This window comes from Pleionea sediminis, assembly GCF_007570825.1.
Taxonomy (GTDB): domain Bacteria; phylum Pseudomonadota; class Gammaproteobacteria; order Enterobacterales; family Kangiellaceae; genus Pleionea; species Pleionea sediminis.
Genome location: NZ_SUNB01000001.1, coordinates 1,391,998 through 1,404,102, shown reverse-complemented (window position 1 = coordinate 1,404,102; position 12,105 = coordinate 1,391,998). Strand labels below are relative to the sequence as shown.

12 protein-coding genes are annotated in these 12,105 nt (G+C 39.0%); 7 read left to right on the top strand and 5 right to left on the bottom strand.

Annotated features, from left to right (window positions below; translation table 11 throughout):
* The first annotated feature begins 23 nt into the window (after positions 1 to 23).
* Together FAX86_RS05690 and FAX86_RS05685 are read left to right on the top strand one after the other, a co-directional pair.
* Positions 24 to 2,246, top strand: coding sequence for a TonB-dependent receptor family protein (locus FAX86_RS05690; protein ID WP_144392375.1), 2,223 nt, complete (start codon positions 24 to 26; stop codon positions 2,244 to 2,246).
* 291 nt (positions 2,247 to 2,537) lie between these two features.
* Positions 2,538 to 3,344, top strand: a complete 807-nt coding sequence (locus tag FAX86_RS05685; protein ID WP_205859106.1) for a sterol desaturase family protein — start codon at positions 2,538 to 2,540, stop codon at positions 3,342 to 3,344.
* Between the two features lie 4 nt (positions 3,345 to 3,348).
* Here the strand turns inward: FAX86_RS05685 and FAX86_RS05680 are convergent, their stop codons facing one another.
* Together FAX86_RS05680 and rpe are read right to left on the bottom strand one after the other, a co-directional pair.
* Positions 3,349 to 3,927 (bottom strand): anthranilate synthase component II, encoded by a 579-nt coding sequence (locus tag FAX86_RS05680; RefSeq protein WP_144392373.1) that lies wholly within the window; start codon positions 3,925 to 3,927, stop codon positions 3,349 to 3,351.
* 55 nt (positions 3,928 to 3,982) lie between these two features.
* Complete coding sequence (rpe, locus tag FAX86_RS05675) at positions 3,983 to 4,663, bottom strand: ribulose-phosphate 3-epimerase (RefSeq protein WP_144392372.1); 681 nt, start codon at positions 4,661 to 4,663, stop codon at positions 3,983 to 3,985.
* Positions 4,664 to 4,737: 74 nt separating this feature from the next.
* Here rpe and FAX86_RS05670 point away from each other — a divergent pair, with 74 nt between their 5' ends.
* From FAX86_RS05670 to FAX86_RS05650, 5 genes are all read left to right on the top strand, one after another.
* Complete coding sequence (locus tag FAX86_RS05670; RefSeq protein ID WP_144392371.1) at positions 4,738 to 5,736, top strand: zinc metalloprotease; 999 nt, start codon at positions 4,738 to 4,740, stop codon at positions 5,734 to 5,736.
* A gap of 153 nt (positions 5,737 to 5,889) precedes the next feature.
* Complete coding sequence (locus FAX86_RS05665) at positions 5,890 to 6,705, top strand: TatD family hydrolase (protein ID WP_144392370.1); 816 nt, start codon at positions 5,890 to 5,892, stop codon at positions 6,703 to 6,705.
* Entirely contained in the window at positions 6,705 to 7,139 is a 435-nt protein-coding gene (locus FAX86_RS05660) for a GFA family protein (RefSeq protein WP_144392369.1), read from the top strand. Before FAX86_RS05665 ends, FAX86_RS05660 begins: the two co-directional genes overlap by 1 nt.
* A gap of 17 nt (positions 7,140 to 7,156) precedes the next feature.
* Positions 7,157 to 9,037, top strand: coding sequence for an MFS transporter (locus tag FAX86_RS05655; protein ID WP_144392368.1), 1,881 nt, complete (start codon positions 7,157 to 7,159; stop codon positions 9,035 to 9,037).
* Positions 9,038 to 9,047: 10 nt separating this feature from the next.
* On the top strand, positions 9,048 to 9,581 hold the full coding sequence (locus tag FAX86_RS05650; RefSeq protein ID WP_144392367.1) for an SRPBCC family protein: 534 nt from the start codon (positions 9,048 to 9,050) through the stop codon (positions 9,579 to 9,581).
* A 2-nt stretch (positions 9,582 to 9,583) separates the two neighbouring features.
* Here the strand turns inward: FAX86_RS05650 and FAX86_RS05645 are convergent, their stop codons facing one another.
* The 3 genes from FAX86_RS05645 to pip all read right to left on the bottom strand — a co-directional run bounded on the left by FAX86_RS05645 (position 9,584) and on the right by pip (position 11,872).
* Complete coding sequence (locus FAX86_RS05645; RefSeq protein WP_144392366.1) at positions 9,584 to 10,402, bottom strand: DUF805 domain-containing protein; 819 nt, start codon at positions 10,400 to 10,402, stop codon at positions 9,584 to 9,586.
* Between the two features lie 74 nt (positions 10,403 to 10,476).
* Positions 10,477 to 10,923 (bottom strand): D-aminoacyl-tRNA deacylase, encoded by a 447-nt coding sequence (gene dtd / locus FAX86_RS05640; RefSeq protein WP_144392365.1) that lies wholly within the window; start codon positions 10,921 to 10,923, stop codon positions 10,477 to 10,479.
* Positions 10,895 to 11,872 (bottom strand): prolyl aminopeptidase, encoded by a 978-nt coding sequence (pip, locus tag FAX86_RS05635; RefSeq protein WP_144392364.1) that lies wholly within the window; start codon positions 11,870 to 11,872, stop codon positions 10,895 to 10,897. The genes dtd and pip overlap by 29 nt, the downstream gene beginning before the upstream one ends.
* Positions 11,873 to 12,105: the final 233 nt, after the last annotated feature.

Here is a 12,105-nt window from a genome sequence, read left to right as displayed (position 1 = left end):
CAATTTTTTCAAAGTTTAGAAATATGAATAGTTCATCAAGTACGTTACAAATTTGTTTTCTTACCGCTGGATTGCTGACTTTTAACTATGGTTACTCAAGTGAATCAGAGGATACTCAAAAGACCAAAGATGACGAATACAACCAACGTATGTTGATTGTTGGAAAAAAAGTAGCACTTAGTACCGAAGCAGGCTCAGCTACAGTTTTAGATGAAGAGCAATTGGAAAAATTTGAGTTTGATGACATTCATCGAATTCTAGCTGAAGTTCCAGGAGTTAATATTAGACAAGAAGATGGTTATGGCTTAAGACCAAACATCGGATTTCGAGGAGTAACCCCCGAACGAAGCAAAAAAATCAATATTCTTGAGGACGGTGTGCTAATAGGTCCTGCACCTTATTCTGCTCCGGCCGCATATTACTTTCCAATGGTAAGTCGATTAACATCCATCGAGGTTTTTAAAGGTCCTGCCGCGATTTTATATGGTCCAAATACTATCGCAGGAACGTTAAACATGCAGACACGACAAGTATCCAGTTTAAATGAAGGTATGTTCGACCTATCTTTGGGACCAGATAATTACCAAAAAACTCATGCTTACATAAATAACAGTATTGGGGACTTAGGACTTCTATTAGAGGGACTATCAGTAGAAAGTGACGGTTTTAAAAATCTGGATGGCGGCGGAAATACTGGATTTGATAAAAATGATATTATCGCCAAGGCCAGATACAACCTAGATACAGCAGAGTATTCTCAAGTCATAGAGTTAAAGCTTGGTTATGCCGATGAAGTCTCCGACGAGACTTATTTGGGCTTAACCGATAATGACTTTGCAGCCACTCCATACAGACGCTATGCAGCTACCCAATTAGCAAAAATGGACTGGGAACACGAGCAAGCACAAATAAACCATTTTATTAGTAACGCAAAGTTCGACTTAACGACTCGAATCTATCGCAATAACTTCGAACGAGGCTGGCGAAAATTAAATAACTTTCAAGATTCGCAAGTAAGCTTACAACAAATATTAAATTCACCCGACAATGCTATTAATGCCGCATACTATGATATTTTGAATGGTCAAGCCGACAGCGAAGTTAACTTTGGAAAGTTATTAATAGGTACTAATTTTCGAGAGTTTTACTCACAAGGAGTTCAGTCAGATTTACGCTTTCAATCTCAAACATTTGAAATTGAAAATAACTGGAAACTTGGCTTACGTTATCACGAAGATGAAATAGAGCGTTATCATACTGAAGATACTTATAATATGCGCTCGGGTGTACTTGAATTTTCAGGCAACCAAACTCAAGTAACTACAGCCAATACAGAGCGTTCTGAAGTTTGGTCTTTATACGTGCAAGATACGTTAAAATTCAATAAGTGGGAAGTAACGTTGGGGGTTCGAGGCGAATTTATTGACTCGTATTACCAAAATAATCTTCCTGAACAAGAGGAAAACTGGCTTAAGAAATCTACTGAAGTGTGGCTTCCAGGTGCCAGTGCATTTTATAACTTGAATGAAAACTCAGGTGCTTTTATTGGTGTACACAGGGGTTTTATTCCAACCAGCCCAAAACAAGATCCTGAAATTGATATCGAGGAAAGTGTTAATCTTGAATTTGGATACCGATATTTTAATAGTGGCACTCGACTAGAACTGGTAGGTTTTGCCAGTGACTTTGAAAATTTAAAAGAAAGCTGTACGGCATCAACCTCTTCTGCTTGCTTTGACAATATCGATCAGGAGTATAATGCTGGCGAAGCTGAAGTAATTGGCGTTGAATTTAGCTACAGTGATCGAACATCCATATCTTCAGCAATTGATCTGCCATTTTCTATTATTTACACGCATACGCAAGCTGAGTTTGGAGAGACGTTTAGTTCCGATTTCGCATTATGGGGCGATGTTGAGTCGGGCGATCCAATTCCTTACATGCCTGAAAATCAGCTTACCCTCACTGTTGGATTAGAATCCAGTGACTGGCGGAGTAATTTATTAGTTCGGTACACTGACTCAATGTATGAAGCAGCCGGAGATAATGTAACGCTTTCTGGAGTTACAACTGAACCACTTTGGGTATTAGACTTTTCAGCAGCTTATGACTTTATAAATTACGGTACTTTGTACTTCAAAATTGACAACCTTCTGGATGAAACTGAAATTATTAGCCGGCGTCCTTTTGGAGCTCGCCCGGGCAAACCCAGACAGTTATTCGCTGGTTATAAATACCGTTGGTAAATAAACTTTTTGCCCAGCGCTACAATATAAGTGTTGGGCAAAGAAAAAATTTGAATTGTCATGGCGGTATACATTGAATCAAAGTAACATTGACCAGTTTTTAAACATGCAATTAAATTATCCATGCCGTTTTTGGACCCTCTGATAAACACCTTTGAGCAATTGAGTCTGTATCTTTTTGATGCCGGACAGCGTATCTATTTTCCGTATTTAATAAGCTCAGTCATTATTGCTTTTATAGTTTATTTCTTGGCGAAACGCTCCAGGTCAGTAGTAGGATTTATTAAGTACTTGTTTCCTAGAAAGATTTGGCTCGCTTCCTCTGCTAAGCAAGATTATATCTTACTTATAGTCAACAAGTTAATTCGTGGCGTATTACTTACTCCTATTATACTAACGATGGTCCCCATCGCCTTAACGCTAACTGATTTACTGGAATGGATGCTCGGTCCAATTACACCGGTATCAGAAACACAATGGATAGTAATGTCCAGCTTTACTATTTTATTATTCTTGTTCGACGATTTATCCCGTTTCGTTTTACATTGGTTATTGCACAAAGTTCCCTTTTTGTGGGAAATACATAAAGTTCACCACTCAGCCAAAGTATTAACTCCCTTTACAATTTATCGCTCTCACCCAGTAGAAAACTATTTATTTGCCTGTCGATTAGCACTCGCACAAGGAGCTGCTGTTGGCATTGGATTCTATTTATTTGGAACTCAATTGTCGGTAATTGAGCTGGCAGGAGCTAATATTTTCGTATTTATATTCAATGTAATGGGCTCTAATTTACGGCACTCACATATTTGGCTCTCATGGGGCGAGAAATTTGAACATTGGTTTATTAGTCCAGCACAACATCAAATTCACCATAGCGACAATCCAATACACTTCGACAGCAACCTGGGTTCAGCACTGGCCATTTGGGATCGCATGGCAGGAACTTTAATTACCGCTAAAAACTGCCCTCGTATTCGCTTTGGAGTCGGAAAAGATTTTACCGAGCACGACACTCTCGTGGGAATTTATTGGAGTCCTTTAAAAGCTTCTTTCAGAAAATTTACCGAGATTTTTTACAAGAATCAAAGTAGGTAAAAAATTAGCTCTGTAAAAAATTACTTAATAGAGCATGTCCCTGTTCTGTTAACACAGACTCCGGATGAAATTGCACGCCTTCCAAAGGAAGCTCTTTATGCCGAAGACCCATAATATATTCAAACTCACCTTGCTCATTCTCAGTCCATGCTGTGATATTAAAGCAGTCCGGTAACGTATTTCTCTTTACCACAAGCGAGTGATAGCGAGTCGCCACCAATGGATTGTTAAGTCCTTTGAATACACCGTCATTGTTATGAAATACGGAAGAGGTTTTGCCATGCATTACTTTTTCGGCCCTAACAACATTGCCACCAAATACTTGCGCAATTGCCTGATGGCCAAGGCAAACACCCAAAATAGGGATTTTTCCAGCAAATTTCTCGATAACGTTTAAAGAAATTCCAGCTTCGTCAGGACTGCATGGACCAGGAGAAATGACTATTCGCTGAGGATCCAGCTTCTCAATATCTCTTATGCTCAACGCATCGTTTCGTTCTACTAAAATATCGACTTCGAGTTGTTGAAAATATTGAACCAGATTAAAAGTAAAAGAGTCGTAATTATCAATCATTAAAATCATATTACGACCCCGAACTACTCGATTTGGTTCTTTTAAGAACTGAGCACATATAAAATTAAGCAGACTGCTGAGCAGCAATTTGATCACGCATTTGTTGAATGGTTGCTTGATAGTCATCCGTATTAAATATTGCAGAACCAGCAACAAAGGTATCAGCACCTGCAGCATATATTTCACCGATGTTATCGACTTTTACCCCGCCATCAACTTCTAAACGAATGTCGTAACCGCTGTTATCGATTATATCTCTAACTTGCTTGAGTTTATCGAGAGTCCCATCAATAAATTTCTGTCCACCGAAGCCTGGATTAACCGACATCAATAAAATCATATCCAGTTTGTCCAGCACATGATCCAGATAATGCAATGGCGTCGCCGGGTTAAAAACTAATCCTGCTTTACAACCCGATTCTTTAATCAAGCTGATGCTTCTATCGATATGCTCAGAGGCTTCGGGATGAAAAGAAATTAAACTTGCTCCCGCATCAACAAAGTCGGGAATAATTCTATCAACAGGCTTAACCATTAAATGAACATCAATTGGTGCTTCAATACCATGATCTCGCAGAGCTCTGCACACCATCGGCCCAATAGTCAAATTAGGAACATAGTGATTATCCATTACATCAAAATGAACCCAATCTGCGCCAGCCGCCAATACATTGGATACTTCTTCACCTAATCGAGCAAAATCAGCCGATAAAATAGAAGGCGCTATAACAGGAGCTTGTTGCATAGTTTCATCTCGTTTATTGTCTAAGGTTGATATATTCTACTGCAATTAAGTCGTTTACCCAAAGACGTCTATTTATGCACTATTTGCTTCTGGGGTTAATTAGCCTGCTCACAATGCATTGCTCATCTGCAGTGCTAATCCCTGATAAAAGATGGCCACCTGGCTCTCAGTTAACGGTTTGGTTTCTCGAAGGTGAACCACATTGGCATGAGCTCGTGAAAGCGACTGCCAGAGAGTGGAGCCGATTCGGGAACATTTCATTTAACTTTACCGCCGAGAAACCGCTGTCAGGAAGCCACATTCGAATCTCTTTTAATGGCTACGACGGGACTCAACTTGGGAAACATGAAAGTTTGACATCCACTGAACCGACAATGCGATTAGCCAGTGTTTCGAAGCCGAAGCTACCTCTAAAGTATAAAAAAAGAATCATACTGCATGAATTCGGCCATGCCTTAGGATTTGAGCACGAGTATCGCCATCCACAATGGCCGTATGGCCCAGCCTGGATTGAGTACCAAACTCAAAGGTGCATTAATAAATTGGGAACAGATAATAACCATGTAAACGGACACTGCCAGACTATTAATCGAACTCTAAAGGAAGATGATGTTTGGCAATTCCCTTATGACGATCAATCAATTATGAACTATCCGGTCTCGGCAAACTGGCTCGATAATCGACCCTTAGATATAAAACCTTCATATTCCTTGAGTAAGCTGGACAAAATTGCCATGTCCATGAGTTATCCTTTTGAAGTCGATTCAAGCATAACGAATAAAAGCGAATCTCTAACAAGATCGATCGATGCAACATTCACAAATCATTGCACATCGGAAATCGAAATAAGAGTTCTATACTCTAAAAGACAATCCTTAAGCCATCGTATTACTATCCCACCAACACGAAAAAGCGCTCCCATAGGTGTGGACAGCAATACATTAGCATTTAAGGCAATTACACAAATGGGCGATATTCAGTGGTATTCTCAAACACGTTCTAACGGATATTTAATCTATCCTCAAGTTGGTTTAGAAACGAACAGTGTAAATATCCCTTTGTATTGTCACTAATTTTTTCTATGCTCTTATTTGAATTGGGCGACACAGTAGGGTAAAGGAGCTCAATAATCAAAAGTTGCAATTAAAGCTACTCATTGTTGCGATACAAGATACATTGGAAAACCAGCTAGCTAACACTTCTGAATAAAGTAGGATGACAAAAGAATGAAAATTTGGACTGATATTTGTGTCAATCTCACAAGTAGTCGTTTTGATAAAGATCGAGATGATGTATTGGCACGCGCTATTGATGCTGGAGTTACACGTATGATTATCGTTGCTACCGATCTAGAACATTCAATGGCTGCTGTTGAGTTATGCGAAAAATACCCCCAGCACTTAAGATGCACGGTGGGATGTCACCCACACGATGCCAAAACAATGAATGAAGAGAAATTTACTTTACTTGATGCTTTATTACAATCACCTTTCGCTGTTGCGGTGGGTGAGTGTGGTCTCGATTTTAATAGAAATTTTTCAGAGCCCAATCAACAAATCGATATCTTTCTTCAACAAATTGAATTGGCAATAAAACATGGATTACCACTTTATTTGCATGAGCGAGATGCCTTTCGCGAAATGATAAGCATCCTTCATCAGTACCGAGGCAAACTCAATAAATGCCTGATTCATTGTTTTACCGGTGACGAGCAGCAAGTGACTGGATACCTTCAGTTAGATACTTACATCGGAATTACTGGTTGGATTTGCGATGAACGTAGAAACAATGATCTTTTAAAAGCTATAAATTTAATACCTAATGACCGTTTAATGATAGAAACCGATGCTCCTTATCTTATGCCTCGTACTTTAAAGAAAAAAAATAATAGAAACGAGCCCTGCTATTTACCTGAAATAGGAGAAGCGGTAGCTAATTCAAGAAATATTAACGCTGATATCATTGCTGCTATATCAACGCTCAATAGCGCAACATTCTTTGATTGGCCTGTAGATATGAATGCCATTCAAGGTGCAGTTTAATGAAAACTCAAATTAAGCAACATTTTGCTAGCTGCCTTTGTCAATCTGTTCAACTCTCATTTGCCGAGCCAGTCAATTGGATAGCACATTGCCACTGTACTATGTGCCAAAAAGCAAATGGTGCTGCTTTTGTCACATGGCTTGGTATCAATAAAGAAAAGTTTGAAATTACTAAAGGCAAATCGTACTTAAGTTGGTATCAATCATCTGCCGATGCATCACGCGCTCACTGCAAAAATTGCGGAACACCGATGCTATTTACCTCTAGTCGATGGAAAGATGAAGTTCATGTATCAAGAGCTCTAGTCGATACAACTCTTTCACATCCTGTTGATTGCCACGCTTTTTATGACACACATGTCAATTGGAGTACAACCGATCCTGATTTACCAAAGCGTGGTGGTCAGTCGGGAACAGAGCCTTTAAATGAGTGACCCTATAGGAATTTTTTATGTCAGGTAATCAATTTGATCTATTAAAACAACGTCGTTTTCTGCCGTTTTTTATTACTCAGGCATTAGGGGCACTCAATGATAATATCTTTAAAAATGCATTTATAACGCTTCTGACATTCAAAGTTGTTAGCGATAATGCGACAGAGTCAGGTTTGCTGGTTAATTTCGCAGCCGTTGTTTTTATTCTTCCTTTCTTTCTTTTCTCAGGAACAGCAGGACAACTTGCTGAAAAATACCAGAAACATTTGAGTATAAGAAAAATTAAAATATTTGAAATTTTAGTAATGGCCTTAGCATGTATTGGGTTTTACTTTTCAAATGTCAATTTTTTAATGTTTGTTTTATTTCTAATGGGTTTACAGTCGACACTATTCGGACCAATTAAGTATGGAATATTACCTCAACACCTAGAGAATAAGGAACTCGTTGGAGGTAACGGCTTAGTCGAGATGGGTACATTTGTTGCTATTTTAATTGGACAAATTATCGGTGTTGAATTCGTTCGAAACTTTGACCATGGAGTAGAAATTGTTTGTGGTATCGTACTATTCGTAGCATTGCTTGGCTACTTGAGTTCTAGAACAATTCCTCTAACACCATCCGTAGAGCCCGACCTAAAAATAAACTGGAATCCAATTACTGAAACATTTAAAAACTTCAAGTTTATGAAGACTAACCGTACGGTATTTCTATCTGTTTTAGGCATTTCATGGTTTTGGTTTTTTGGTGCAACGATACTAACTCAGCTACCTAATTATGCAAAGCATACATTAGGAGGACAAGCAGGCGTCTACACGTTATTACTAACCTTCTTTTCAATTGGAATTGGCATAGGATCAATACTTTGTGAAAAGATGAGTGGGCGAAAAGTTGAAATAGGCTTGGTACCCTTCGGTGCAATAGGAATGACATTATTTACCGTCGACTTGTACTTCAATAATAATATCTCTGATGCTGAGCCTTTATTGACAAATATGGAATTTCTTAAAACATGGCAGAACTGGAGGACTTTGATAGATTCAGCTTTAATTGGTGTTTTTAGTGGCTTTTATATCGTTCCAATGTATGCACTCATTCAACAACGTAGTGAAAAACACCATGTCTCACGAATAATTGCTGGGAATAATATTCTTAATGCTTTATTCATGGTTCTTTCAGGAGCAATGGCTATTGGTTTAATCTCTCTTGGCTTTTCTATTCCAGAAATTATTCTAATCACAGGTGTTTTAAATGCCATAGTAACTATTTATATCTTTTCTTTAGTGCCCGAATTTTTAATGCGGTTCTTGATTTGGATTTTAGTAAACACTTTATACCGCATAAAACTTAAAGACTTAGAAAAAATTCCAGAAGAAGGACCTTGTGTATTAATATGCAACCATGTCAGCTTTATGGACGCATTAATAATTGCCGGATGTTGCCGTCGTCCAGTGAGGTTTGTAATGGATCATAGAATTTTTAAAACACCTGTGCTGAGCTTTATATTTAGAACAGCAAAGGCGATTCCCATTGCTTCAGCCAAAGAAAATCCAGAACTGATGGACAAAGCTTTTGATAAAGTTGCAGAAAATTTAGAACAAGGAGAAGTTGTATGTATTTTCCCTGAGGGTAAAATTACAGCCGATGGCAAAATCAATCCATTTCGACCTGGTATTGAAAAGATCGTAAAGAGAACACCGGTTCCGGTAATACCTATGGCCCTTAGTGGTCTATGGGGTAGTTTCTTTAGCAGAAAAGACGGGCCTGCTATGGGAAGTATACCCAAAAGATTTTGGTCAAAAATCAAGTTTTCAGTCGGCGATAAAGTTGCCGCGGAAGATGTAACAGCAGACGATCTTTTTGAAAAAGTTACAAAGCTACGTGGAACAGAAGCATAAGAATTTCAAAATGAAACTATTAATACGATCTATACAGATAATTACAGCTCTGATCTTGGTATTTTTAAGCATTGGTATGCTGAAGCCTAACTATGATTCTAAGTCTGAAATTGTTTTAGACAAGCCAATTGAAGAGAGTTTTAATTACATAATAAGTGAAGATAAATTAAAAACTTGGCTCCCCAACCTTAAAAGTATCGATAAAAAAAATGCGCGGTGGCTTTCGCTAAATGAAGATACTATTTTAAACTTCACGAATAAAGAATCTTTGAAAACTTTAGCTTTAAGAATTGATAAGCTTGAAATACATGAAGAAATTTTATTCTCTTTAATTGACAAAAAACAAACCTCACAGGTTCGGATTACTTTTGAAGAGTTAGAAAATAAAACAAAACTCACTGTGAACCAAAAGATCACACCTAAAGGCTTATTTTGGAAGTCAGTGATGTTTTTCAATCAATCGTCAATAAGAGAGCAAGCTGAAAACCTCCTTTTAAAATTTAAGCAGCAATTAGAAAAAGAGGATCAATTCAATGTAAGTTAATTTTATTCTTCTGGATAACCAAAACGATTGGAGCCAGGTGTTCCAGGAATAAAACCGTTCATTATCAATACAGCCAGTCCGCCACCGGGAATAAAGTTGAGTAAGTACCACCAGCCAACAAAGTCTATATCATGCAGCCGCTTGATTGAAACAGCAATGGATATCCATATTAGTGCTATTGAAATAGGGAGAGCTAAGATTGACATGAAAGTAGGAGCAATAGCAAACAAGATTCCAAAAACAATAAAAAGGCCTATACTAGGTAAAAAATATTTCAACCAAAATGTACTTCGATTAATTCTACCATCAAATGAGAAATAGACGTCCCTTAGTGACATTTGGCCTGCTACTCTGTCCTCAGTAACGATTTCACTTTCGGGAGTTGCATAATAATTGTCAGCCTCTACATCTGGAGTCCTTTGTTTAGGCTCTGTAAGGGCCTGCTCTTGCTCAATATCTTTTACCGCAAAGTTAGCTTTCCCAGTTAGTGGAGCCGGCTCTGTACTTTGCGCCGTCTGATTATCTTGCTGCTCCAATTCCTCTTCTGTTGGCTCGAGCGACCAACTTGTATGCATTGGCTTTTTTTCGGGACTAAGAGGCTCGAGCTTTACAATCGCACCTTTTGCCTCAATAGCTCTTTGATATTTTTCTGCAACTTCTCTCGCTACTTTTTTCTTTATGGCAATAGGAGCTGAGCTAATGAGCTTTTCAATTTGATGCTCTTCTTTCTTGAACATTTCAGCCAAAGCTGAAATTACTTGATCTCGGTCACCCAACAGTTCGCCGGTTAACATAATGTTAAATTGGGGAGAGTCAGACATCAGGCTAGATCCTCAAAAAGTTATTAATCTTTTTTATGCGTAAAAGATTAAAAGAACCCGCTTCCAATAGCAAATTATTGTGGATCAACCTGCAACCAAAAAGTTACTGGTCCATGATTACTGAGTTTGACCATCATGTCTGCGCCAAATTGACCGGTTTGAATAGAAGGAAGTCGCTCCTGACATATCTCTACGAAACGATTGAAAAGCCTTTCACCTTCGCTTGGAGGAGCTGCAGGACTAAAACTCGGACGCATACCACTTGAAGTATCAGCTGCTAAGGTAAACTGTGGTACAAGCAATACATTACCTTCGATTTGGCTAACGGAAAGATTCATTTTGCCTTCAGCGTCCGAAAAAACACGATATCCAAGAAGCTTTTCTGACAATCTTCGCGCTTGCTTTTCAGTATCACCTTTCTGCACTCCGACTAACGCCAAAAGCCCTTCGTTAATAGATGCAATTGTTTTACCGTTTACGCAGACATTGGCTTCAGTCACTCGCTGAATCAGAGCAATCATGTGTGATGATCCTATGAATGTCCTTCGCTGCTCTTACCAATGCGTCAGTGATGCTAGGATCCAAATTCGCATGACAGGCATCTCGAATAATATGTAACTCAGCTATCGGCCAATGTTGTTGCAATAACCAAGCACAATCAAGAGGGCAGAGTAGATCGAAACGTCCATGAACCAAAATTCCAGGAATATCTTTCAGTTTATCAACGTTATTCAGCAGCTGGTTATCTTCCAGAAAACACTTATGCCTGAAATAATGTGCTTGAATACGCGCTGTTGTGCTAGCAACGTGAGGATCGTTAAACCGCTTTAACCAAGTCGTAGAATGATGCAATAAGCTACTGCGAGCGTACCAGACAGCCCAACTCTTGGCAGCGGCCATGCGGGCTAAATCATCACTACCTTCTAATCTTTGAGAAAATACATCTAACAGGTTTTTGGTACCCGAAGTGTGCAATGACTGAGCAAACTCTTCCCAGTAGTCCGGCACTAAACGAGGAACTCCGGTCTCAAATATCCAGTCAATATCTTGCTGGCGGCCAAGAAAAATGGAATGAAGGACGAGACCTAATGTTTTCTCAGGATACTTTTGAGCGTACAACAAAGCCAGAGTCGCTCCCCAACCTCCGCCAAATAACAACCACTTATCAATACCCAACTTCTCACGGATTGTTTCCATATCCTGTACTAAGTGATCCGTTGTATTATCTTTTAGCGCATCATCAGCTTTGGACTGCCCACAACCACGCTGATCGACTAGAATAATGCGATATTTTTCTGGATCGAAAAACCGGCGATGGTAAGAAATAGAGCCAGTTCCAGGGCCCCCATGCACGTAAACGACTGGAGTACCGTGTTCTACCCCGCTCTCTTCATAATAAATGTGGTGGCCACTACCTACATCAATATGATGCTTCGCATAAGCTTTAATTTCTGGAAACAAAACTTGCATATTTCTACGTCACCGGCGGTTGTTAGAATCATTCTAATAGTTTAACGCTATCTATTCAGCGTCTCACTAATGGTAGCACTTGGGGATAGGAAGTCAGCTATGTTTAAGCAAAATATCTCTAGCTGCGAATGGTCATTATCTTACAGGCAATTACGAGTCGACTTACATCGAACCCTCGCACACCATTCTAAACTTAAAAACGTCAATCTCCTACCTGCAAAATATTGACACTT

What these genes read in the sequence shown, in the direction of transcription:
- FAX86_RS05645 (WP_144392366.1), bottom strand. Translation starts at nt 10,402, where the DNA reads ATGTCTGACTCTCCCCAATTTAACATTATGTTAACCGGCGAACTGTTG.
- FAX86_RS05680 (WP_144392373.1), bottom strand. Translation starts at nt 3,927, where the DNA reads ATGATTTTAATGATTGATAATTACGACTCTTTTACTTTTAATCTGGTT.
- dtd (WP_144392365.1), bottom strand. Translation starts at nt 10,923, where the DNA reads ATGATTGCTCTGATTCAGCGAGTGACTGAAGCCAATGTCTGCGTAAAC.
- FAX86_RS05650 (WP_144392367.1), top strand. Translation starts at nt 9,048, where the DNA reads ATGAAACTATTAATACGATCTATACAGATAATTACAGCTCTGATCTTG.
- FAX86_RS05655 (WP_144392368.1), top strand. Translation starts at nt 7,157, where the DNA reads ATGTCAGGTAATCAATTTGATCTATTAAAACAACGTCGTTTTCTGCCG.
- FAX86_RS05660 (WP_144392369.1), top strand. Translation starts at nt 6,705, where the DNA reads ATGAAAACTCAAATTAAGCAACATTTTGCTAGCTGCCTTTGTCAATCT.
- FAX86_RS05665 (WP_144392370.1), top strand. Translation starts at nt 5,890, where the DNA reads ATGAAAATTTGGACTGATATTTGTGTCAATCTCACAAGTAGTCGTTTT.
- FAX86_RS05670 (WP_144392371.1), top strand. Translation starts at nt 4,738, where the DNA reads ATGCACTATTTGCTTCTGGGGTTAATTAGCCTGCTCACAATGCATTGC.
- FAX86_RS05690 (WP_144392375.1), top strand. Translation starts at nt 24, where the DNA reads ATGAATAGTTCATCAAGTACGTTACAAATTTGTTTTCTTACCGCTGGA.
- rpe (WP_144392372.1), bottom strand. Translation starts at nt 4,663, where the DNA reads ATGCAACAAGCTCCTGTTATAGCGCCTTCTATTTTATCGGCTGATTTT.
- pip (WP_144392364.1), bottom strand. Translation starts at nt 11,872, where the DNA reads ATGCAAGTTTTGTTTCCAGAAATTAAAGCTTATGCGAAGCATCATATT.